The organism is Flammeovirga sp. AWQ4_249, from assembly GCF_056161045.1.
The window spans coordinates 16,480-41,007 of record NZ_JBSWYJ010000048.1; the positions used below are offsets into that span (position 1 = coordinate 16,480).

Sequence of the window (24,528 nt, forward strand, 5' to 3'; positions counted from 1 at the left end):
TGTACAGAATTGGCTAATTTATGTATAGAATAAGCTATTAAAAAAAATTCACCCCCTTCTAAGTGCACAAAAAAAGGTCAGTTAACACTATGCAAACTGACCTATTTTTATACTAATTGATAATTTTTTATTCATTGTATAGCACTTGTAATAAAGTTACACCTACTGCATTCAGTGCTTCTTTATTAATAGTACTCATATCATCTTGATGCGTATGCCAATGCTTAAAGAATGTCCTTTCACCTGTTGGATCAAGGTCAATAATGTCTATCATTGGTATCTTCGCTACCTCATTTACATAAACATGATCATCCATTAGCCCTCCTCCATTCTTATTTAGGAAGAATCCTCCAAATCCTTTTCTTTCGGCAGTTTTCCAAACTTTACGTACAATTCTTGGAGCATAATACATCGATTGGCCTTCTTTCAAATAAGTAGGATTTTGGCCTCCTACCATATCTAATAAAATTCCATAATATGCTTGGTAACCTTCAACATGAGGATTTTCAGCCCAATATTTTGAACCTAAACAATACCCTGAATCACCTGATTGATCTTCCTCGAAAGCTGGTCTTCCATAATCTTCTACATCAAAGAAAATAATGTCAATACCTACAGATGGTTTTAAGTCTGATGAACCTAATTGTCTTGCTAATTCTAACAAAACACCTACACCACTACCACCATCATTTGCACCTAAAATTGGGGATTTTTGATCCACAGAATCTTGGTCAGCCACATGTCTTGTATCCCAGTGTGCTGCTAATAATATTCTTGTTTTTTGTTCTGGAAAGAAACTACCAATGATATTTTTTCCATTTAATGTAGTTCCATTATAAGCCGTCACAAAAACAGGTTGCTCAATTACTTTTGCTCCATGACGGATTAACTCACTTGCGATATATTCACCACACATATCGTGAGCCATTGTGTTTGGTACTCTTGGACCAAAGTCTACTTGTTTTTGTATATATTGATATGCAGAATCTGCATTGAAAGTCGGTATAGGTTTATCTTTTACAACTGAAGCAGATGAACTAGACCCCTCTTTACTTCCACAAGAAAAAAAGGATAAGCAACATAAGGCAGTGATTAATATTTTTTGCTTAAACATGCTAATAGATTTCTTTATCTCTAAAAAATTCAATTTTTACTGATTCCCAAAGGTACTATTTTTACTTAAAGACCACATGAATGTTTGTAATAAAACCATCTCTAACTTCAACTATTTTATCTGAATAGCGTAATGGTCTCGATATTTTGGTAATAGGTAAATGTGACCCCAAATTATTTTCTCTAATAGGATTTGCTCGAACAATATACTCTACAAAATATGCTCCTTCCCTTAAGGAAGAAATTGAACTATTTTCAATTAAAAGTTGCTGTTCAGAATTAACGGTTCGACATTTTATTTCAATAAAAATATTAGAAGTATCTACCACTGTCTCATCACTAAAACTATAACTAAAAGTCATTTTCCCATTGGATAAACTTTCATCTGCAATAAAATTTATCTGAATTTGATTTACATCTGGAGTTGTATTTTTTTGAATAGAAGAATTCACAACATCGTCACCCTCGGGAGAGGAACATGACATGAAACAGTATAGGAATAATAATAAAATAGGTTTTTTCATTAAAATCGTAGTCAAGCAGATAATAGAAATAGTATATAAAAAAACTGCCTTAAACAGAAGTAATTTTAAGGCAGTTTATGTTGTTATTTTTCTTTGAATACAATACCCATTGGTACTCCTTCAAATCCGAAATGCTCTCTAATTTTATTCTCAATAAAAGACTTATAAGGGCCCTTTACATGTTTTGGATAATTAGAGAAGAAAGCAAATACCGGAGTATGAATTGGTAATTGCGTAATGTATTTGATCTGAATGTGATGTCCCCTGTGAGATGGAGGAGGTCTACGTTCGATCTCTTTACCCAATACCTCATTCAATACAGAAGTCATTACTTTCATCTTACGATTTTCATAAACCTCGATCGCTTTATCAATCACTTTAGCAATACGTTGTTTCTCATGAACCGAAGTGAAAATAATCGGTAAATAAGCTGCACCACCTAAACGTTGACGAATTTCCTCTGCAAATTCTTTTGCTGTATTTGTTTCTTTTTCGATTAAATCCCACTTATTAACCATGATTACCACACCTTTCTTATTTTTCAAAGCAAGATTGATGATACTTAGATCTTGAGATTCAATACCTCTTGTTGCGTCTAAAATTGCGATACAGACATCTGATCTCTCAATCGCTTTAATTGTACGCATCACTGAGTAGAATTCAATGTTCTCATTTACTTTAGTCTTTCTTCTAAGACCGGCAGTATCTGTTAAAATGAATTCTTTATTATATGCTTTATATACTGCATCAACAGCATCTCTAGTTGTACCTGCAACATCAGTTACAATACTTCTTTCTTTTTGAAGTAATAAATTAACTAATGATGATTTACCAACGTTTGGTCTACCGATAACAGAGATTCTTGGAATTTCTTCTTCCTCTTCTTCCTCTTTTTCCTCAGGGAAATGAGAAACCACTTCATCTAAAAGATCACCTGTTCCAAAACCTGAAGCAGATGCAATAGCCATTGGCTCACCCATTCCTAATTCATAGAATTCGAAAGCATGTAATACTTTTTCAGAAGTATCTGCTTTATTAGCCACCAAGTAAATTGGTTTATCACTCTTACGTAGCAAGTCTGCAAAATCACGATCTAAATCCGTTAAACCTGTTTCTACATCTACTACAAAAAGTAATACTGAAGCTTCATCGATAGCGATTTGAACCTGCTCGCGAATAGCACCTTCAAATGTATCCTCTGAACCTACAACATATCCACCTGTATCAATTACAGTGAAATTTTTTCCCGTCCATTCGGCCTTTCCGTAATGTCTATCACGTGTTACACCACTCTCATTGTCCATGATGGCGTCACGTCTTTCTACAAGACGGTTAAATAATGTAGATTTACCAACATTTGGTCTACCTACAATTGCGACAATATTTGTATTCTTCTTCATTGAGAATTTACCTTTTCAATACTGATTATTACCCTAACACTTTTGGTAAGGTAATCGTATATGTTTTTCCATTTCTGACAGTCAATTTATTGGCTCTCAACCATGGATTATAGCGTTTTAAAATCTTATAATTTATTCCTTGTTCTTTAGCAAAAGAAGCTAAGTTAGAAATAGAAGTTTTCACTTTAATTTTTTTGAAAGCTTCTGCAGAATACAACTGATGTGTAGACAACTCAAAACTATACTTATCAGGTTGTTCCATTATTTCTTTCAATGCTAAAATACGGAATACATATCTTGAAGTTTCCTCATTCAAAAGAAGGTCATAATAATCTGACACCTTTTGATCTTTTAATGCTTTAGCGATACCACTAGGTCCTCTGTTATAAGCCGCAGCAGCTAACGTCCAAGTACCTAATTTTTCTTTTGCCTTTCTTAGATAATCACAAGCAGCGTGTGTCGCTTTTTCAACATTATATCTTTCGTCTACTTCACGATTTACAGTCAATCCATAATCTCTTGCTGTACTTGGCATAAACTGCCAAAATCCAGCTGCTCCTGATGAAGAGCGAGCATTGAGCATTAGATCACTTTCTATAATACAAAGATATTTAAAGTCATCCGGAATACCTTCCTCTTTTAGAATTTGTTCAATTTGAGGAATCCATCTTTCAGCTCTTTTTAATACCAATATTGTATGCGAATGCCAATAAGAATTTACATACAATTCTCTATCAAATCTTTCGTATACATCAGGATCATTTAATGGCACTTCCTCACCACAGAAATCAAATTGCGTAGGCATCGGCAACTCATAGCTATTAGCATTCGATTCTTTAACAACAACTTTTTCTGTAATTACTTCTGATTTTGGACTAATAAATCTTGGTGCATAGGTCAACATTGCAACGGATACTGCCCCCAAAAGGAACCATAAAAATGATTTCATATATACTTAAAGAACAAGATAATGGATACTGACTTACAAAGGTCGTGTTATTCTTTTTAAGTTCTGAATATAAATGCATTAGTTAACAAATATTCTTTAGAGAATACCTCAATTTCTCCTAATGACATCCAACAAACGACCTTTTTTTCTCTTTAAGAAATACATATTATTAATGTATTGCTTTTCAAAGAGATGCAAAGGTAAAAAAATAAGGTTGTTATACATTATTTCTGTACGACAACCTTAAGATTATTTATAAGATACTATCGATTTAGAAGTTAGGCGAAAGTAAATACTTGCCATAAAAATCTTCTATTATCTTCACTGCCTCTTTTGGAGTATCCACTAAATGAATTAAATCCAAATCTCCAGGACTCACATTCTTTTCTTTTTCTAGTAATGTAGATTTTATCCAATCCATTAATCCCTGCCAATAATCAACACCAACTAATACAATTGGAAAACGTCCTATTTTTTTAGTTTGAATCAGTGTATAAGCTTCAAACAATTCATCCAATGTTCCTAAACCTCCAGGCATTACAATAAAACCTTGAGAATATTTAACAAACATCACTTTTCGTACAAAGAAATAATCAAAATTAATCAATTTATCTCTATCGATATATGGGTTCCCATCTTGCTCAAAAGGCAATTCTATATTTAATCCTACAGATTTACCTTTGGCTTCAAATGCTCCTTTATTTCCGGCTTCCATTATCCCAGGTCCTCCACCTGTAATGACACCATAACCATGTTCTACTAATAATTTAGCCACTTCTTCAGCCATTTTGTAGTATTTATGATCAGGAGATGTTCTTGCAGATCCAAAGATAGAAACGCAAGGGCCTATTTTAGCTAGTTTATCAAAACCGTCTACAAACTCAGCCATTACTTTAAAAATAACCCATGAGTTGGCACTTTTTATTTCAGACCAGTCTTTTTTCTGAAAGGCTTCTCTAATTCTTTCTTCCTCGTTTTTATTTTCTTCTGACATGGTTTTAATTCTATTTATAGGTTTTAATTTTCATTAAACTTAATCATGTTGTCTACATCACTTTTTAGAGGTGCAGCAACTTCAAATGCTTTTTCTTGATCCATTTCAACACCATCAAGATAAGCGGTATATTTTTGACTATCTGAAGCCAATTGTTCTTTTTTTATTCTTTCAAACTTCAATTTAGCTTCTTCTAAATCACCATAATTTAGGTGTAAAAACGAAGCTCCATCATACTTTGCCCTAGGTAGGAAAGCCATTTCAAAAGATGAGACACTTTCCATAATAGGTCTATAATTTTTTAATTTCGAAATACCATCATTGTCTATCCAAAGAGGTAAGTCTTCAAATAATGCCATTCCATTACCCCATATATACATCGCTGATTTAGGCAATTTCCTTTCATCTATAGTTAGCGTACGCTGTTCCAATTTCGCATCAATCATCCTCTTTAATGATTTTGGATGATTAGAAAAAGCTACAGCATTGCCTAAAACTGTATAATAAGGTCTTTTTATACGGTCAAATGCATCTCCATAGATTCTTGGCAAGAAATCTTCTATACCTATATAACCTATTGCAAATCCTCTATATTTTAATTCAGAAAAACGTTCTAAAGTAAATCCTTCTACTTTTATATTTATTTCTCTGAGTTTTTCAGAAGCTAAAGCAGGATTATCTGTTTTTAATAACATTACTTCTCCTTCTCTTCCCGACAATTCACTCGGCATCATCTTCACCCAAGCTGCTTCGTCACCAATCCAGCTATCAAAATCATCTGCGATTGATACTGACAAACGATCTTCAATTACTTTCCATGGAGCAATATTCGCTCTCATCAATGCAGCTCTTCTTTCTTTTACTTTTGAAGACATTCCCCAATGAGATGCTACTGAACTATTCTCCGGTATTACATGCAACAATTCTTTAGAAGAAGATGTTCCAGACCACATCCACCATACAGGTTCAAGTTTAAAATCTTCTTCTGATATTTCTATTTTCGCCTTAATATTTCCATTTTCTTCAGTCCAAACCCAATGTTGATTCCCTAAAAGTTTACCAATTCCTTTTACAGACATTTGGGGTTCAACAAAGTTTTTTTCTGATAAAGTATAAATAGCATCAGGATTTAACCAAAGTTCACCAAATGAATTATCATCAAAACCTTCAATATTCCAACCATTACTTTCCCCATCTAATAACAATGATTGATAAGACCTTTTTGCTAAACTCTCATGTGTAGAAAAAACAAGTAAATTCTGATAGATAAAATAAGCTCCAAAGTGAGTATTTCTTCTCTCTAAAACAGTCATGCTTTGACCATTTTCTAATTCTTTGACTTCCATGGAAAACTTCTTTCCTAAGATAAAACGTAACTGATCCGATAGTTTTGATTTCCATCCTAAATCCACTACCAACAACTTGGCTCTTCCTTTATTTTCTGTTTGATAAATAGCTCCCATTGAAGGATAGCTACCTAATAAATAGTGGAGTGTAGAACTATTGATTAAAGTATTATCCCAAAATTCTTTTTTATTTTCTGATAAACTTTCTTCGATTGCTTTATTCCAAGGTGAATCATGAATTGTTTTCCAACTGCTTAAAACATTGGATGTTCCTATTACTACCCCTGCTCCTGCAGGCATAGCTTTCCATAATTTTATTTCGGGTAATGACTGAGTCCACCAACCAAAAATACCTGACAATAGAATAAGGATACCTAAAAAAATAAGTCCTTTATGGCTTTTCTTCACCTTTTTCTCTTCTATGTGAGCTACTTCTTCATGTGACTCGTCTACTGTATTGTCTGAATCTTTCAAGTTTTATGTTAGATTTAAGTGTAGGGGTATATGCTATTTAAATATTGCGTATTGCTAATTTAATTTTTCTAATAATAAATTCACAACGATATCTTCGTCTGTAAAGGGAAATAAATGCCCTTTATCTTCAAGAACTAATGTATCTAAGGGTGATTGCCAATGTTGAACAACAAAATCAAGATTCCCAAAAGGTACTAATCCATCTTTTTTACCATGAACAATTGTTGTAGGAACCGTTACTTTTTTCCAATCACCTTCTATTAACTTCAAACTATTGGCATGATGAGCTTTTTCATCTGTCGCTACTTTTAAAGCAGAGGGTAAAATGGAATAAATCACTTTGCTTTGTGCCCATCTAGAATACCATTTCATAGGTTCTAATTCAGGAGACATTGCAGGAGCCAAAAGAACTACATCTTTAATTTCTGAAGGATCAATATAAGCTGTATAAGCTGCAACTGGTCCTCCATAAGAATGACCAATTAAAATATAGTTTTGTTGAACTCCACATAGCTCATCCCAATTTTTTAAAACAGAAAGAACAGCTTCAGCATGTAATTGGATGGAGTCAACTTCTACCCCTTTTTCACTACCATAACCAAGTCGTTCTATGGATAATATATTTGCTCTTTCACGTAATGATTTTGTTTTCAGATATCTTCCAAAATCATTTGCTCTTCCCGGTGCTCCATGAATAAAAACTAAGGTAGTAGTTGGATTTTCATCGCCTTTAACTGAAAGATAATTGATTGTTTTATCATTAAATTCAGTATGTCTAACTTTCATATCAATACCTTCCTTAGCATAAGATTTCTCAAGTTTTTCCCATTCATTTTTAGCTTCCATATCAGATGAACAGCCATACAAGATCAAGAGTAAAATCAACCAAACTCTCCTATACTCTATCATTTTTGTAGGTTTTTATTTTCATATGTGTTTAATTCGAAAAAAAATTAGAATCTAAGCTACACAAATTGGTTTCTAAAATTGAAAAAAGTGGTAATATTATTATCAGATGAAATCAAAAGTGTTTACTTTCATACGACCCTAATCTAAAAATACTATAAATATGGATAAGAAGAAAAAATATGGCTTCTCAACAATAGCTATTCATGCTGGACAAGAACCTGATCCAACTACTGGAGCCGTTATTCCACCAATATATGCCACTTCAACTTATGCACAAACTGCACCAGGAGAGCATAAAGGTTTTGAATACACACGTAGCCATAACCCTACAAGATATGCTTATGAAGATGCAGTAGCAGCTTTAGAAGGTGGAGTAAAAGGTTATGCTTTTGCAAGTGGATTAGCTGCTTCAGCAACAATATTAGATATGTTAGAAAGCGGATCTCATGTCATTGCCATGAATGATTTATATGGGGGTACTTTCCGTTTATTTGATAAAGTCCGTAAATATTCTGCAAAATTAGAATTCTCATTTATTGACCTCAATAATATTGAAGAATTAGAAAAGTCAATCAAATCAAATACAGCAATGATTTGGGCGGAAACACCAACCAATCCTATGTTACGATTAGTGGACTTAAAGAAAGTTGCTGACATAGCCAAAAGACATAATATCATTACGGTATGTGACAATACTTTTGCAACTCCATATTTACAAAAACCTTTAGAATTAGGTTTTGATATTGTTGCTCATTCTGCTACTAAATATATTAATGGCCACTCAGATGTTGTAGGTGGTGTAGTTGTAGTTGGGGAAAATAAGGAATTAGAGGAGAAATTAACTTTCTTGCAAAATGCTGTAGGATCAGTCCAAGGACCTTTCGATTCTTTCCTTGTAAATAGAGGATTAAAAACTTTAGGTGTAAGAATGGATCGTCACTGCAGTAATGCCATTAAAATTGCCGAGTGGTTAGAAACACACCCATCTGTAGAAAAAGTATATTATCCTCATTTACCTTCTCACCCTGATTTTGCTTTAGCGAAAAAACAAATGAAAAAAGGTGGAGGTATGATTTCAGTAACTTTAAAAGCTGATTTAGAACAAACCAAAGTATTCTTATCTAATTGTAAACTATTTACTTTAGCGGAAAGTCTTGGTGGTGTTGAAAGTTTAATTGAACATCCTGCTATTATGACTCATGCTTCTATTCCACCTGAAACGAGAAAAGAGTTAGGAATCGATGATGGTTTCATCCGAATTTCGGTAGGTATAGAAGATTTTGAAGACCTCAAAGAAGATCTTCAAAATGCATTTATTGCTGCAGGATTACAAAGTTAAGAGTGAAAAATGAAGAATGAAGAACGAGGTCACTAAATCCGTTCTTCATTTTTAATTCTTAATTATTAACTATATAAAAATGGGAAATCAACAAAACTTAGAAATAGAACGTAAGTTCCTATTAAATTCTTTCGATATTTCATTGGCATCAAAATCATTTCGTATTGTACAGGGCTATATCACCTCTGAAGAAAATAAAACGGTAAGGGTTAGAATTAAAGGAGAGAAAGGATTTATTACTATTAAAGGTAAATCTGATAAAGAGGGATTAACTCGTTTCGAATGGGAAAAAGAAATCTCTGTTTCTGAAGTTGAGCAATTACTTCATTTATGTGATGGAGGAACTATTGATAAAGTTAGATATGAAGTACCTGTTGGTAAACATACTTTTGAAGTAGATGTTTTTGATGGTCAAAATAAAGGATTGATTGTGGCTGAAGTTGAATTATCTTCAATAGATGAAAAGTATACTCGACCAGAATGGCTTGGAGAAGAAGTCACTGGAGATAAACGATATTATAATGCAATGTTGATGAAAAATCCTTACCAGTCATGGTAACAAAAAAGGCTTCCCATTTTAGGAAGCCTTTTTTGTTAGAAGAGACATTTCGTACAAAACTCATCGAAATATTGATTGAATTCATCATCCTTAATTGTAGGATCTGTAATATCGTATACTGTAGAAATACCTCTTTTATATCTTACAAGGTTAGATATTGGAGAATAGAAAAATTCCATCCCTCCTATTCCTGCTAGTTCCTTTAATTTTTGATGTTCTACAGTTTGATCTTTTTTATTCACAATACCAAAGACTTCAAATTTATACCCTTGTTTCTCTTTCATTTCCTTAATCATTGGCAATGTTTTTAGGAAACGAATAGTAGCACGCATATCTAATACACTTGCCACAACAGGTACAACTACAACATCAGAAATTAATACACTAAAGTAGATTTCCTTTCCTTCAATACGTCCTGGAACATCCAAAAATATTGCATCATATTTCTTTTCTGCTAAAGCCAACGTTTTATCAAAGTTTTCTTCAGCTCTAGGTTGCTTCCAATTGAAAGCAATCACATCATATGATGATTCTTTATCTGCTCCCTCCGTAGAGTATATATCTTTTACTGATTTTTGAGGATCACAATCGATCACCAAAACCTTTTTGTCTGTTCTATTATGTACAGCTGAGGCTGTTAACATCAGCAAGGTACTTTTACCAACGCCACCTTTTTGAGTTGCGAAAGAAATAACTTTAGCCATACAAAACTTAAAAAATTGACTATCTAAATTGAATAATTACATGAAAATACGATAAAATACCGAATATTTCCCAATATAAACATACGTGGAATAATCTTAACTACCCAAGCAAAAAAGGTATTTTGTATGTTTGCATTCTGAATTACATAAATTTAAAATAATGGGCCGTCATAAGTTGAAAAAATTCGCTCAAAATAAAGAGCGTGCTTATATCATTGAAGAAGGAAAACCTTTATATGAATCAATCAAAGGAAACTGGAGAAAGGAAGTTTTCAAAAACGACAATCCAATTGTCTTAGAACTTGCTTGTGGTAGAGGAGAATACACAACAGGCTTAGCACAGGTTTATCCTGACAAGAACTTTATTGGTGTAGACATCAAAGGAGACAGAATTTGGAAAGGTGGTAATGTAGTAGATGAAAAAGGATTGACTAATGCTGCTTTCTTAAGAATTCATATTCAAAACTTAGCCAACTATTTTGAAAGTGGTGAAGTAGATGAAATTTGGATTGTACACCCAGATCCTCGTCCGAAAGATAGAGATGCTAAAAGAAGGATGACACACCCTAGATTCTTAAATATCTACAAAGATCTAATTAAGGAAGGTGGTCTAATTCGCTTCAAAACTGACAGTAAAGAATTATTTGAATATTCTGTAGAAACTTTGGTGCAAGAAAAGGTAAATCTTGAAGCCGTAACTTTTGATTTATATGAATCAGATCTTATGGATGATCACCATGGTATCGTAACACGCTACGAAAAGCAGTTTACAGAACTTGGTCACAAAGTCCACTATTTAAAATTCAGATTCTAAAAATACATATTTACTTCTCCAATGGACGTTTTAATCGATTTACATTATTTCCCAAATTTGGAATATTTCACTGTTTTAGCTCATACCAACACAGTTTACATTGAAAAATTCGAAACATTTCAAAAGCAAAGTTTCAGAAACAGATGCTTTATAAAAACAGCTCAAAAAGTAGATCGATTGAGTGTACCTGTAATTGGAGCCAACAAAGGGAAACCTATGCGTAAAATCAAGGTAAATCCTACTGATAACTGGGCTATTAAACATTGGAGAAGTATTCTTTCTGCTTATGGTCGCTCTCCATATTATGAATATTATGAAGAAGCGGTCAAAGAAGCCTTATTAAGTGACGAAGAATCTCTTTTTGAGCTTAATTTGAAGCTTTTAAAGACTATTGTAAAGCTTATAGGCTTAAAAACTAAGATCGAAATCACGACTACATATAATAAATCAACTGATGCTGAGATAGTTGACTTAAGGAATAAAATAACAACTACTGATTCATCAACTCTAGTTAACGAAATTTCGTATATTCAAGTATTCGGTGACACTTTTGATAGAAATCTGAGTATTCTCGATTTACTTTTTTGTGAAGGACCCAACGCATTAAATATATTAAAATCACAGAATAGTCAATTAATCAATCATTAAGAGTTGTTTAATAAATTTTATATGCTTTATTTTAAGTAAGAGATTCCATTATTAAAAATATCCATTATCAAAATTTAAAAATTTACTACCCTTTTTATTTCGTTAATGAATATTAATTCTGTATCTTATTTAAAGAAATCAAAATTATTTAATCTATAAATTCCCTAACCATGGAGGCAAAATTTTCGAATAGAGTCAAAGAAGTGATCTCTCTTAGTAGAGAAGAAGCTTTGCGCCTTGGCCATGATTATATCGGTACAGAACATCTGCTACTGGGTATGATTCGTGAAGGTGAGGGATATGCGATTACATTGTTAAAGAAGCTGAGTGTAAACCTCAATGACTTGAAGGATGCTATCGAGCAATCAACAAAGAGTACAGCCAACTTTAATGTAAAAAACCTCGCAAACATCCCACTAACGAGACAATCCGAAAAAACGCTTAAAATAACATACTTAGAAGCTAAAATTTTTAAATCTAGCCTAATTGGTACTGAACATCTACTATTATCAATTTTGAGAGATGAAGACAATTTAGCTACTCAGATTTTACAGCGTTATGATGTAAACTATGATGTAGTCAAAGAAATGATCGAATTCCAAGGAGAAAACCCAACCGCTTCATCAAGCACTGACGACGATGAACCTCAATCAAAAGGAGGAGGATCATGGAGCTCTCGCCCAGAGTCATCAAAGAGTACAGAGAAATCAAAAACTCCTGTTTTAGATAACTTTGGTCGTGACCTGACAAGCTATGCCGAAGAAGGTAAACTAGACCCTATCGTAGGCAGAGACAAAGAGATCGAAAGAGTAGCCCAAGTGCTTTCGAGAAGAAAGAAAAACAACCCTATCCTGATCGGTGAGCCAGGTGTGGGTAAAACTGCTATTGCTGAAGGACTTGCATTGCGCATAGTTCAGAAAAAAGTATCAAGAGTTTTATTCGGCAAACGTGTCGTTACATTAGATCTTGCTTCACTAGTGGCTGGTACTAAGTACCGTGGCCAGTTTGAGGAGCGTATGAAAGCTGTAATGAACGAGCTAGAAAAAGCACCTGAAGTCATCTTATTTATAGATGAAATTCACACGATTGTAGGAGCAGGTGGCGCTTCTGGATCACTTGATGCTTCCAATATGTTTAAACCTGCGTTAGCTCGCGGTGATATACAATGTATTGGTGCCACTACTTTAGATGAGTATAGACAATATATTGAAAAAGATGGTGCATTAGCACGTCGTTTCCAAATGGTAATGGTAGACCCTACTACACCTGAAGAAACAATTGAAATCTTGAACAATATCAAAGGAAAATATGAGCAACACCATCATGTAGATTATTCTGAAGATGCTTTAGCTGCTTGTGTGAAATTTTCTGACAGATACATTAGTGACCGATTCCTTCCAGATAAAGCCATTGACGTTTTAGATGAAGTTGGAGCTCGTGTTCACATTAATAATATCCACGTTCCTGATAATATCTTAAAGCTTGAGCAAGAGATTGAAGATATTAAAGAAGAGAAAAACAAGGTAGTTAAAAGACAGAAATATGAAGAAGCTGCAAAGCTTCGTGATTCTGAGAAGAAACTCATTGAAAGCCTTGATGAAGCAAAAGAAGCGTGGGAAAAAGAAACAAATGAAACGATCTACCCTGTTACTGAAGATGATGTAGCTGCTGTAGTCGCGATGATGACGGGTATCCCTGTAAACCGTGTTGCTGAAAGTGAAGGTAAAAAGCTATTGAATATGGCGGATGACCTAAAAGGTAAAGTAATCGGTCAGGATCAAGCAATCGAAAAACTATCGAAAGCAATCCGTAGAACTCGTGTTGGATTAAAAGATCCTAAGAAACCAATCGGTTCATTTATTTTCTTAGGACCAACAGGTGTCGGTAAAACAGAGTTAACTAAAGTGTTAGCTTCTCATTTATTTGACAAAGAAGACTCATTGGTGCGTATTGACATGTCTGAGTATATGGAGAAATTCTCTGTATCTAGATTGGTTGGAGCACCTCCGGGCTACGTTGGTTATGAAGAAGGTGGTCAGTTAACTGAAAAAATCAGACGTAAACCTTATAGTGTGATCTTACTTGATGAAATTGAAAAAGCACATCCAGATGTATTCAATTTATTACTTCAAGTACTAGATGACGGTATTCTTACTGATGGTTTAGGTCGTAGAGTCGATTTCAGAAACACTGTGATCATCATGACATCAAACATCGGTGTTAGAGATTTAAAAGATTTTGGAACAGGTATTGGATTCAGTACTCAAACTAAAGCAGAAAATCAAGACGCTGAGATGCAAGGCACAATTCAAAAAGCATTGAAAAAAGCATTTGCACCTGAATTCTTAAACCGTTTAGATGATGTTATTATCTTCAATTCTTTAGAAAGACAGCATATCCATCAAATCATTGATATTTCATTATCAAAATTATTCGAAAGAGTAATTGCAATGGGATATAAAATCGATGTAACGGAAAAAGCTAAAGACTTCTTATCAGAAAAAGGATATGACCCTCAATATGGTGCTCGTCCTCTAAATAGAGCGATACAGAAGTATTTGGAAGATCCAATGGCTGAGGAAATCTTAGGCGGCGATATTTCTGAAGGAGATACAATTTTAGCAGATTATTCTGGAAAAGGTGATAAGCTAAAAGTATCTATCAAGAAAACAGGAAAAAAGACTAAATCTGAAGAAGATTAATCTTTTCACAATAAACATTTTAAAGGGTCATTTCTAGTCTAGAAATGACCCTTTTTTATTAATCAAATAAAATATAATTGATCTCAACTACCAAAAGATGGTACTATTCAATGAAAATCAACTACTAGTGGAACCTTTTTAGTAAATTAGATTATCTAAATAACGAATTACCCGTATAAAGGATTATTAAGTAATTTTTTATTTTCTAAATCCAAAAACATTAATTACAATTATTGCCATGAAATTAACAACAGAACGTTTATCTTCTTTACTTATTACTAGTGCTCTATTTGGTACAAATATCGAATTGAGTCAAAAAAATAAGACTGTTATTTCTATTAAATCACCTGTACCACAACAGAATCTATCTACATATGAGGAAGTTAAAGATAGAATAATTGGTGTTTCTATTACGGAAATGATGTCAGGTAAAGTTTTCCTCGAAACAAATACTCCATCTATTCTTGACCTATCTTTTATTTCTTCGGGTCAATATATCTTATCTATTAAAATGAAAAGTGGTGAGATTGCTCGAAAAATGTCTGTTCAACAACTTGGTCAGTATGACGTTGTAAGAGCTTAAAATACAAGAAAAAGATTAACTTTGTGATGAACTTTTTAAATTAAAGGTCATGGCGAAGAACTTTATTAAAATACTAATATTTAGCTATACATACTTTTGTGCATCTTTCACTTTTGGACAAAACTTAATTCCTAACCCAAGTTTTGAACAGTTTTATGAGGTAACAAGAGGAAGTGCCTATTTAGATAATCTAAAAGATTGGCACAATGCAAACCAAAGTAAACCTAGCGCTCTATATGGTACACCTGACCATATGTATATCAATGAAATGCAACCATTGAATGGTATTAAAGATAATTTTAAACCTCGAACAGGTAAATCTGTTTTAGGTTTGATTACCTATATGCAGAGAGTTGAAAATTACAGGGAGTACGCAACAGTTAAATTAATTAAAACCTTAAAAAAAGGAGAAAAATATCAACTTACTGCCTATGTAAGTAGTGGAAATAACGTCGCTTACGGTGGTATTGCCACTGATGGTCTTGGTTTTTCTTTTGCGAATAACAAACCAATCCAATATGTATATGAACCTCTAATTGGAATTACTCCTCAATATCAGTTTAATGATTTTTTTTATAAAACAGGTTGGACGAAAATCTCTTTTACTTTTATTGCTGATGATGCTTACAAATACTTGACAATAGGTAATTTCAAAGATGACTTACAAACTAAAATCAAATACATTAATTATGACACAGACCCTCAATGTTATTTATATATTGATGATGTTTCATTAATTCACATTCCTAGTGATACTCCTCCTGTAAAAGAAGAAGAGATTGAGGAAGAAATTATAGCTCAAGAGGATATAGAAGAGAAAATTATTGAAGAAAAGAAACCTGAACCAACTCCTCAAAAAATAGTATATGAAGAGAGACCTGTAGATGCTCAATCCACAGTATATATTACTTCATATGATATATCCGTACAAATCTGGGATGATAAAACAATTGATGGAGATATTGTTTCTATCTTTTGGAATGGAAAAACTGTTATTGAAAACTATGAATTAACTGCCAAGAAAAGAAAATTCAAATTACGCTTCCAACCCGGTAAAGAAAATCGTCTGATTTTATATGCTCACAACCTAGGAAAAGTGCCTCCAAATACGATGGCAGTAATAATTAAAGCCGGAAAAAAGAAGAGAGAACTCAATATTCGCTCTGACCTTGGAAGAAGTGGAGCTATTCAATTCAAACGATAGAAATTTGATACCTTTTTTCCTTTAATTCCCCCTATGTTTTTTGTATCTTGCATTTCCTTAAAATGAAGATTTTTTCTTCATTTTTGTTGATGTGATAACAATTCTAATAAATATACATGGCGGACGAAAATATCATCTCTATCAATATAGAGGACGAAATGAAAAGTGCCTACATTGACTATTCAATGTCGGTGATCGTTTCACGTGCTCTACCAGATGTAAGAGACGGTCTTAAGCCTGTTCACAGGCGTGTATTGTACGGTATGGCAGAGCTTGGTCTTAGCTATAACCGTTCGTACAAGAAATCAGCAAGAATTGTTGGTGAAGTACTTGGTAAGTACCACCCTCATGGCGATTCTTCTGTATATGAAACAATGGTACGTATGGCTCAACCGTGGTCACTACGTTACATGTTAGTCGATGGACAAGGTAACTTCGGATCAATTGACGGTGACTCTCCTGCAGCAATGCGTTATACGGAGGCTCGTATGAAAGAGATCTCTGGAGAAATGCTTGCCGATATCAAGAAAGATACTGTCGACTTTGAACCCAACTTTGACGACTCTTTAAAAGAACCTTCAGTTCTTCCAGCAAGAATTCCAAACTTACTTCTTAATGGTGCTTCTGGTATTGCAGTAGGTATGGCAACAAATATGGCTCCACACAACCTTCACGAAGTTTGTGATGCTATCATGGCCTATGTTGACAATCCTGATTTGACAATGGACGAGCTTACAGATATTGTAAAAGGTCCTGACTTCCCAACTGGTGCTATTATTTACGGTTATGACGGTGTAAAAAAAGCATTGGAAACGGGTCGTGGTAGAGTAGTTATGAGAGCTGTAACAGAATTTGAAACACTTCCTTCGGGACGTGAGCAAATTGTAGTTTCTGAAATTCCTTACATGGTCAATAAAGCCAATATGATCGAAAAGACGGCTGACTTGGTTAATGAAAAGAAAATTGAAGGAATCTCGGCCATTCGTGATGAATCTGATAAGAGAGGTATTCGTATAGTTTATGAATTAAAGAAAGATGCAGTGCCTGACGTGGTATTAAACCACTTGTTCAAGCAAACAGCTTTACAAAGCTCTTTCAGTGTAAATAATATTGCATTAGTTAAGGGTAGACCAAAACTTCTTAATCTTCAGGAACTAATCAAATACTACGTTGAACACAGACATGATGTGATTATTCGTAGAACTAAATTTGAATTAGCTGAAGCAGAAAGAAGACTTCATATCTTAGAGGGTTACTTAAAAGCACTAGACAATCTTGATGAAGTTATTGCTTTAATTAGAGGTTCAAAAGATGCTGAAGTTGCAAAAGCAGAATTAATTTCTCGTTTTGAATTCAGTGAACTTCAAGCGAAAGCAATCCTTGAAATGAGGTTACAGCGTTTAACAGGTCTTGAAAGAGATAAAATTATCGCTGAACATGGTGAAGTAACTGCTTTAGTTGAAGATTTAAGAGATATTTTAGCTCGTAGAGAACGTCAGATGGATATCATCAAAACGGATTTACAAGAGCTTAAAGATAAATATGGAGATGAAAGAAGGTCTAAAATCGAATATAACGCAGACGATTTAGATATTGAAGATTTAATTGCTGATGAAGAAATGGTTATTACTATTTCTCATGAGGGTTATATCAAGAGAACTCCATTAAAAGAATACAAATCACAAGGTCGTGGTGGTGTTGGTTCAAGAGGTGCTTCTACAAAGTCTGATGACTTTACTGAGCATATGTTTGTTGCTTCAAACCATAATTACCTATTGTTATTCACTAACTTAGGTAGAGTATACTGGCAGAAAGTATTCCGTCTTCCTGAAGGTAGTAAGACTGCCAAAGGTAGACCTTTACAAAACTTATTAAACATTCAGGAAGGTGAAAAAGTACAAGCCGTAATTTGTACTAAAAACTTGAGTGACCAAGACTACATCAATAATCATTACTTATTAATGGTTACTGAAAAAGGTATTGTAAAGAAAACTGTACTTGAAGCTTACTCTAGACCAAGAACAAATGGTATCAACGCTATTAACATTAATGAAGGTGATAAACTATTCAATGTAATGTTAACGGATGGTCAAAATGATATCGTTATTGCTACACGTATGGGTATGGCTACTCGATTTAACGAAGATAATGTTCGTTCTATGGGTCGTGGTGCTACTGGTGTTAAAGGTATTGTTCTAAAAGGTGATGATGATGCTGTAGTTGGTTTAGCGTGTATCGCTCAAGATGAGTTGGAATCTAAATCATTAATGGTAATTTCAGAAAATGGTTATGGTAAACGTACATTATTAGAAGAATATCCATTACGTACTAACAGAGGTGGTAAGGGTGTGAAAGCAATGCAAGTTACTGATAAAACGGGCAAGCTTAGTGCTTTATTCTCTGTTGAAGATTCAGACGATTTAATCGTTATCACTAAAGAAGGTATTACTATCCGTACAGCTGTAAATAACTTCCGTACAATGGGTAGATCTACACAGGGTGTAAAAGCAATTCGTCTAAATGACAATGATGAAATTTCATCTGTTGAAATCGTTCCTACAATTGAGGAAGAAGAAGTAGAAAATCCTGAGGATACTACTAACGAAAATCCAACGAATGAAAATGAAAATAATGACAATTCAACTGAAGAAACTTCAGAGGAATAAGCATTATTCATAGATCAATAAATTAAGGCACTTGTTTCATTACAAGTGCCTTTTTTATTCAAATTATGTTATATTCGTTATATGAGAAATTTACAATTTATCTACTTCACTTTATTCATTATTTCAATCAACATATTGAATTTCAATGCATTTGGACAATCTCAACAATTAAAAGAAAAAAAATTAGAAATTGCTCGTTTAGCTATAAATACCAACCAACCCCATAAAGCATTAGAACCTCTCAATAATCTATTAAATTATAATTTATCTAGAGAAAGTGAATTAGAAGTAATGACACTTTTAGGAAAAACATATGCCCTTTTATCTTTAGATGAATTCTGCTCAGATACAACAAATAGAGATGTATGTATTAACTACGTAGCGAGTACAACATATTGGTATGATAAAATCATTTCAAATACAGATGAAGATGAAATCTTCAATATGTATACTCAAGCTGAACTAGAAAGATTTTATGATAACCTTTTGACTAAAGGTGTTAATGCTTTTTTAAAAGAAAATTACCAAATAGCTGAATTTTATTTTGACCAAACATATGTAATCAATAAAGAAGATCTCATTAGTACTAAATATGCAATGGTAAGTAGTGAAGCTTCCAACCACTATGAAAAAGCCTTAACCTATTCAAATCAACTTTTAAAATTAGGGTATGATAGTACTGATGTTTATGAAAGCAGAGCTTTTTTCTACGAACAATTAGGTCAACCAGATCTAGCATTAGCAGAAGTTCAAAAAGGTATTTCAAAACACCCTAATGAATTTGCATTAATATACAGAGGTGTAGGTATTTGTATAAGGGAAAAATGGTATGATAAAGCTTTGACTATTTTAAATGCCTATGTTAAGAAAGATTCATTTAATACAAATACTTTGATAGCATTAGGGATGATTTATGAAGAATTAAATGATAATAAACGAGCCGTATTAAATTATACAAAAGCAATTCATACTAATCCTTTTAGTTTTGATGCTTATTTTAATCTTGGACAATTACAATTTCGTCAAGCTATTGAAAAACAAAAAATTCTATTCAATTGGAATAAATTAAAGAAGACAACAACTTACAAAAATGTTCATAAAAGCGATATCCGTAAAATTGTAAAATTTCATTTAGAACAATGTGTACTTAACCTTAATAAAGCGTTTGAGTTAGATCGTGAAAATGAAGAAGTATTAACAACTTTGCGCAATGCTTATGGTTTATTAAACAAAACAAAAGAACTAAAACGTATCGATGATACGTTAGATAGTATGTAAGTCAAAAATTTATGTCTTACATCATCAAAAATATGCTTCGAATATGCTATGTTTGCATCTTAAGAAATAAATAATTGTATTCTAAGCTATATAACATATAATATTTCTATGAAATTTACGAAAATCATAACTGTTCTTGCATTATCTGCTGCTATGTCTTCTGCAGCGATAGCACAAGAAAAAGGTTCTGCTACAAAAGCGGCAGCTTATTTAACAAAAGGTGAAATCGAACAAGCAAAGACTGAGATTGAGAATGCCGTAGGCTATGAAAAATACAAACTGGAATCAAAAGGTAAGCCAGTTGTCGTAAAAGAAAAAACTCTTGAAGTACAAGGTGATGTGTACAGTACAATCGCCAGAGATGCAAATACTCCTGCTGATCAAATTCCATCTGACATTGAGAAAGCAATGACTGCTTATGGTGAGATCAAAACAAGAAAAGAAGAAAGCGGAAAAGAATCTGCTACATACAAAACAGTTTGGGATAACCAAGGTGTTGATATGGCTTCAGGTCAAATTAAGCCTTCTAAAGTAGACGACTTATGGGGTCATTTCTTTAATATTGGTGCAGAAGCATTCAATGAGCAAGATTACACTAAAGCTATGGACAATTTTAAATTAGCTTTATTAGTAAAAAATGACACTACAACAGGTAAATATGGATTCTATGCATCAGCTTTAGCTGAAGAAGAAGCTGTAGAAGAAGAAGCTGCTGAGGTTCGTAAAACTACGATCATGTTCATCAACAAGTTATTTGAGATGGATTACCATGATCCTCAACAATATTATTCATTATTACGTTACGCTGCTGAAGACGCTGCTCCAGCTGAAGAACGTATCGATGAATTATCTTATGAAATTAGAGATGCTGAAAGAACAATCACTAAAGCTACCAAAACTGTAGAACAATCTAACGAGCGTTATGAGTATTATACTAAAGGTGCTGGACGTAAATATGGTACTGCTCGTCAAAAAGCTGCTCAAGCAAAGGCTGAAGTTGATGAAGCTCAAGCTGAATTAGATAAAGCACAAGCAACTTTAGAATCTGCAAAAAAAGAAACTGAAGAATTAGAGGCTCAATCTATCGCAGTTTATGAAAAATGTTTAGAGATTGCTATCAAAGGTGCTGAAAACAATCCTGGTAACCCTACTTTAGCTTCTCAAATGGTAACTTATTATGTGAAGTTAAATAAGCTTGACGAAGCAATCACTTCAGTGAAAGCAGCTATCGCTGAGAATCCATCAGATGAAGGTATGAACTTCAACTTAGCTGTTTTATATGATCAAGCATCTGAAAAAGCACGTGAAAGCGGTGATACTGCTAAAGCTGATGAATACTTCAATTTAGCTGCTGATCAATACAAAGCTGTAATAGAAATCAATCCTGAAAGTAAAAATGGTTTATTCAACTTAGGTGCTTTGTATTACAACCGTGCTGCAGCTTATAACAAAGATCTTCAAGATTTACCAATGAATGGTATGAACTATGAAGACCCAGCTAAAGCTGAAGAATTAAAAGGTAAAGTAGTTGAGTATTCTAAAATGGCAGCTCCATATGCAGAAAAAGTTGCAGAGCTTGCACCTGATGAAAGTAAGTATTTAGTACTTCTTTCAAGAATTTACTATAACACAAAAGAGACAGATAAATTAGAAGCTGTAAACAAAAAATTAGAATCAATGGAATAATTCCTTTCTAAAGCTTAACAGTTTTTTAATTTTACATAGAAAAGCCCGAACTTCGCACTGAGGTTCGGGCTTTTTACTCTCTAAATCAAAAAGTTATAATTATATTGATTTAGGATTCAGTATATTTTTATACCCATGATAAAATCTAAGAAAAAAGACATACGAAAGTTATCTCAAGATAAAATTAAAGATTTTCTTGTTGAAAACGGTGAGAAAGGTTTCAGAGCTAAACAAATTCAAGATTGGCTTTGGAAAAGCTCAGTTACTTCATTCGATGAAATGAGTAATATTTCTAAAAAGACAAGAGAATTACTAAATGAAAATTTTGAGATTCTACCAATATCTGTATTTAAAGCTCAACAAAGTAGTGATGGTACTATTAAATCTGCTTTTCAATTACATGATAAACATTTAGTTGAAGGAGTTTTAATACCTGCAGAACCTCGTATGACTGCCTGTATTTCTTCACAAGTAGGATGTTCATTAACTTGTTCTTTTTGTGCTACAGGTTATATGGATCGCAAAAGAAATCTGGATGCTGCTGAAATATATGATCAAGTTGTAGCTATTGATAAACAAGCTCAAGATGCATATAGTACAGGTCTTACAAATATTGTATATATGGGAATGGGTGAACCATTACTAAATTATAAGAATGTTCTTGAATCCGTAGAAAAAATAACTTCTCCTAATGGATTAGGTATGTCAGCAAAAAGAATTACTGTATCTACTGCTGGTATTGCCAAAATGATCAAAAAGTTAGGTGATGATGAAGTTAAATTTAACCTTGCATTATCTCTTCATGCAGCAAATGATGAGAAAAGAAATAAAATTATGCCTATCAATGAACAAAATACTTTAGAAGTATTACGTGAGGCATTGAAGTATTATTTCAGTAAAACCAAGAATCCTGTTACATATGAATACATTGTTTTTAATAATTTCAATGATTCTTTACAGGATGCTGAAGAGTTATATCAATTTACGAAACACTTACCTTCTAAGGTAAATATAATTGAGTATAACCCAATTTCAGAAGCTGATTTCTTAAATGCTAAGGTCGATAAAATTCAACGATTTGCAGATTATCTTTATAAAAAAGGAGTTAATGTTCATATTAGAAGAAGTAGAGGTAAAGATATCGATGCTGCTTGTGGTCAGTTAGCAAACAAGAAAAAAGAAAATTTATAGACTACTTCTTAGCAAGATTAGTTTAATATGTAAAAAGAGGCTGTCTCATAATTAAAAAATTGAGACAGTCTTTTTTTTGTATCTCGTGATTATGGCCAAGAAAACTTTCAAACCTTATTCACAGCATCAAACAACTTTATTTCCGATGGATTTAGAAAGTATGATTCCTGAAGGACATCCTGTACGTGTTTTAAGCACTGTGATTGATTCTATTGATCTTAGTATTTTATTTAATGATTATTCATCTATGGGAGCAAGTAGTTTTGATCCTAGAATGATGTTGAAGGTATTGATCTATGCTTACCTAAATAATATTTATTCAACACGTAAGATTGAAAATAGCCTTTCAGAAAGTATACATATGATGTGGCTTTTTGGTATGCAGAAGCCCGACCATAATACCATCAGTCTTTTTCGAAGTGGTAAATTGAAGCCACATATAAAAACTATATTTTTCAAAATAGTTCGATTTTTAATGAATCAAGATCAACTGGATCTCAGCGTTGCTTATACTGACGGAACTAAGATTGAAAGTAAAGCTAACAAGTATACTTTTGTTTGGGCTAAGACTATATAAAAACTCTAAAAACCGTATTGAAAAGAACCTTGAAGAGTAAACCACAGATGAACTAAAAGACCGAAAACCAACTTCTTTCAAACCAGTTTCTACTGATCAAGTGACGAAAATTACTTCTGAAATATCCGATGCACTCGAGGACAAAAAGATGAGTAAGATTTTACTACATATCCTTTATTTGACATACAAGCAGAAAATGCCTTCTTAAATTGAGCATCTAAATTTTGTAATTGTTGTTCTGTATCACATTGTAGCTAGCTAATTGAGCCTTCTTTTTATCATTTTTCAATTTAGCACTTCTTACAGTACCTACAATTGCTCCAATACCAACACTTTTTTTTGTATCGCCTGCTACAGTTCCTACTGTTGCACCAGTACTTGCATTAAAAATTGTAATATCAGCAGTTATCGTTTCTTTTTTGGTATAATCTTAGGAGGATGATCTGGATCATAACCTGTTTGATCTATTGCCTATTGATAACATTCCGATTGATCTTTACTTATTTCAGACGTACTCTGTCCATCTTTTGGTACAATATATAAGCCCAATTTTTCAGAAATACTTACTCTTGTTTTGAACCACATGATGTTAATAATAATGTAGTAAAGATTGTGAACAAAACACTCCTACCAAAATAACCTTTTTTCATTTTTAGATTAGTATATTTTTTTGAAATTTATATACTAACTCTAAACGATTCTTATGTTTATTATATAAATACACTTATTATACAAACAATAAAAAAACAACTATTAAGATGAATATAATAGATTTACAAAAAGTACAGACACAAAAAAAGGTTAGTCAACATCTTGTGTTAACTAACCTTCTATATTTAATGAATGTGGCGCCGACTTACTCTCCCGG

The 24,528-nt window shown here is 33.1% G+C and carries 20 protein-coding genes; 12 read left to right on the plus strand and 8 right to left on the minus strand.

Annotation, left to right across the window (positions count from 1 at the left end):
- Window positions 1–127: 127 nt before the first annotated feature.
- The 7 genes from ACXAHM_RS22440 to ACXAHM_RS22470 form a co-directional block, all read right to left on the minus strand.
- The gene (locus ACXAHM_RS22440) at window positions 128–1,114 is read right to left on the minus strand and encodes a M28 family peptidase (protein ID WP_474965217.1); all 987 of its coding nucleotides are present in this window, start codon (window positions 1,112–1,114) and stop codon (window positions 128–130) included.
- Between the two features lie 61 nt (window positions 1,115–1,175).
- Window positions 1,176–1,637: a hypothetical protein gene (locus tag ACXAHM_RS22445; RefSeq protein ID WP_474965219.1), complete on the minus strand. Its 462-nt coding sequence runs from the start codon at window positions 1,635–1,637 to the stop codon at window positions 1,176–1,178.
- Between the two features lie 83 nt (window positions 1,638–1,720).
- Complete coding sequence (der, locus tag ACXAHM_RS22450) at window positions 1,721–3,037, minus strand: ribosome biogenesis GTPase Der (protein ID WP_474965221.1); 1,317 nt, start codon at window positions 3,035–3,037, stop codon at window positions 1,721–1,723.
- Between the two features lie 28 nt (window positions 3,038–3,065).
- Window positions 3,066–3,986, minus strand: a complete 921-nt coding sequence (locus tag ACXAHM_RS22455; protein ID WP_474965223.1) for a lytic transglycosylase domain-containing protein — start codon at window positions 3,984–3,986, stop codon at window positions 3,066–3,068.
- A gap of 271 nt (window positions 3,987–4,257) precedes the next feature.
- Entirely contained in the window at window positions 4,258–4,980 is a 723-nt protein-coding gene (locus ACXAHM_RS22460; RefSeq protein ID WP_474965226.1) for an LOG family protein, read from the minus strand.
- Window positions 4,981–5,003: 23 nt separating this feature from the next.
- Window positions 5,004–6,800, minus strand: coding sequence for a hypothetical protein (locus ACXAHM_RS22465; protein WP_474965229.1), 1,797 nt, complete (start codon window positions 6,798–6,800; stop codon window positions 5,004–5,006).
- 54 nt (window positions 6,801–6,854) lie between these two features.
- Window positions 6,855–7,709, minus strand: a complete 855-nt coding sequence (locus tag ACXAHM_RS22470) for an alpha/beta fold hydrolase (RefSeq protein ID WP_474965231.1) — start codon at window positions 7,707–7,709, stop codon at window positions 6,855–6,857.
- A 160-nt stretch (window positions 7,710–7,869) separates the two neighbouring features.
- On the opposite strand from ACXAHM_RS22470, the gene ACXAHM_RS22475 reads away from it, so the two are divergent.
- Both ACXAHM_RS22475 and ACXAHM_RS22480 read left to right on the plus strand, forming a co-directional pair.
- Complete coding sequence (locus tag ACXAHM_RS22475) at window positions 7,870–9,048, plus strand: trans-sulfuration enzyme family protein (protein ID WP_474965234.1); 1,179 nt, start codon at window positions 7,870–7,872, stop codon at window positions 9,046–9,048.
- A 79-nt stretch (window positions 9,049–9,127) separates the two neighbouring features.
- A complete protein-coding gene (locus ACXAHM_RS22480) occupies window positions 9,128–9,607 on the plus strand; it encodes a CYTH domain-containing protein (RefSeq protein WP_474965236.1) in 480 nt (159 codons plus the stop codon).
- A 35-nt stretch (window positions 9,608–9,642) separates the two neighbouring features.
- Here ACXAHM_RS22480 and ACXAHM_RS22485 read toward each other — a convergent pair whose 3' ends face one another.
- Window positions 9,643–10,311 (minus strand): ParA family protein, encoded by a 669-nt coding sequence (locus ACXAHM_RS22485; protein ID WP_474965238.1) that lies wholly within the window; start codon window positions 10,309–10,311, stop codon window positions 9,643–9,645.
- Window positions 10,312–10,471: 160 nt separating this feature from the next.
- On the opposite strand from ACXAHM_RS22485, the gene trmB reads away from it, so the two are divergent.
- The 10 genes from trmB to ACXAHM_RS22535 all read left to right on the plus strand — a co-directional run bounded on the left by trmB (window position 10,472) and on the right by ACXAHM_RS22535 (window position 23,660).
- Window positions 10,472–11,125 (plus strand): tRNA (guanosine(46)-N7)-methyltransferase TrmB, encoded by a 654-nt coding sequence (gene trmB / locus ACXAHM_RS22490; RefSeq protein WP_474965241.1) that lies wholly within the window; start codon window positions 10,472–10,474, stop codon window positions 11,123–11,125.
- Between the two features lie 21 nt (window positions 11,126–11,146).
- Window positions 11,147–11,773, plus strand: a complete 627-nt coding sequence (locus tag ACXAHM_RS22495) for a WbqC family protein (RefSeq protein WP_474965243.1) — start codon at window positions 11,147–11,149, stop codon at window positions 11,771–11,773.
- Between the two features lie 170 nt (window positions 11,774–11,943).
- Window positions 11,944–14,475, plus strand: a complete 2,532-nt coding sequence (locus ACXAHM_RS22500) for an ATP-dependent Clp protease ATP-binding subunit (RefSeq protein ID WP_474965245.1) — start codon at window positions 11,944–11,946, stop codon at window positions 14,473–14,475.
- 238 nt (window positions 14,476–14,713) lie between these two features.
- Entirely contained in the window at window positions 14,714–15,058 is a 345-nt protein-coding gene (locus tag ACXAHM_RS22505; RefSeq protein ID WP_474965248.1) for a hypothetical protein, read from the plus strand.
- A 49-nt stretch (window positions 15,059–15,107) separates the two neighbouring features.
- Window positions 15,108–16,262 (plus strand): hypothetical protein, encoded by a 1,155-nt coding sequence (locus ACXAHM_RS22510; protein WP_474965250.1) that lies wholly within the window; start codon window positions 15,108–15,110, stop codon window positions 16,260–16,262.
- Window positions 16,263–16,378: 116 nt separating this feature from the next.
- Window positions 16,379–18,928: a DNA gyrase subunit A gene (gene gyrA, locus ACXAHM_RS22515; RefSeq protein ID WP_474965253.1), complete on the plus strand. Its 2,550-nt coding sequence runs from the start codon at window positions 16,379–16,381 to the stop codon at window positions 18,926–18,928.
- Window positions 18,929–19,009: 81 nt separating this feature from the next.
- Window positions 19,010–20,206, plus strand: a complete 1,197-nt coding sequence (locus ACXAHM_RS22520) for a tetratricopeptide repeat protein (RefSeq protein ID WP_474965255.1) — start codon at window positions 19,010–19,012, stop codon at window positions 20,204–20,206.
- Between the two features lie 108 nt (window positions 20,207–20,314).
- Entirely contained in the window at window positions 20,315–21,892 is a 1,578-nt protein-coding gene (locus ACXAHM_RS22525; RefSeq protein WP_474965257.1) for a hypothetical protein, read from the plus strand.
- A gap of 135 nt (window positions 21,893–22,027) precedes the next feature.
- Window positions 22,028–23,083, plus strand: coding sequence for a dual-specificity RNA methyltransferase RlmN (rlmN, locus tag ACXAHM_RS22530; RefSeq protein WP_474965259.1), 1,056 nt, complete (start codon window positions 22,028–22,030; stop codon window positions 23,081–23,083).
- Between the two features lie 91 nt (window positions 23,084–23,174).
- Window positions 23,175–23,660 carry a transposase gene (locus ACXAHM_RS22535; protein ID WP_474965262.1) on the plus strand — a complete coding sequence of 162 codons (486 nt, stop codon included), beginning with the start codon at window positions 23,175–23,177 and terminating at the stop codon, window positions 23,658–23,660.
- The last annotated feature ends 868 nt before the right edge of the window (window positions 23,661–24,528 follow it).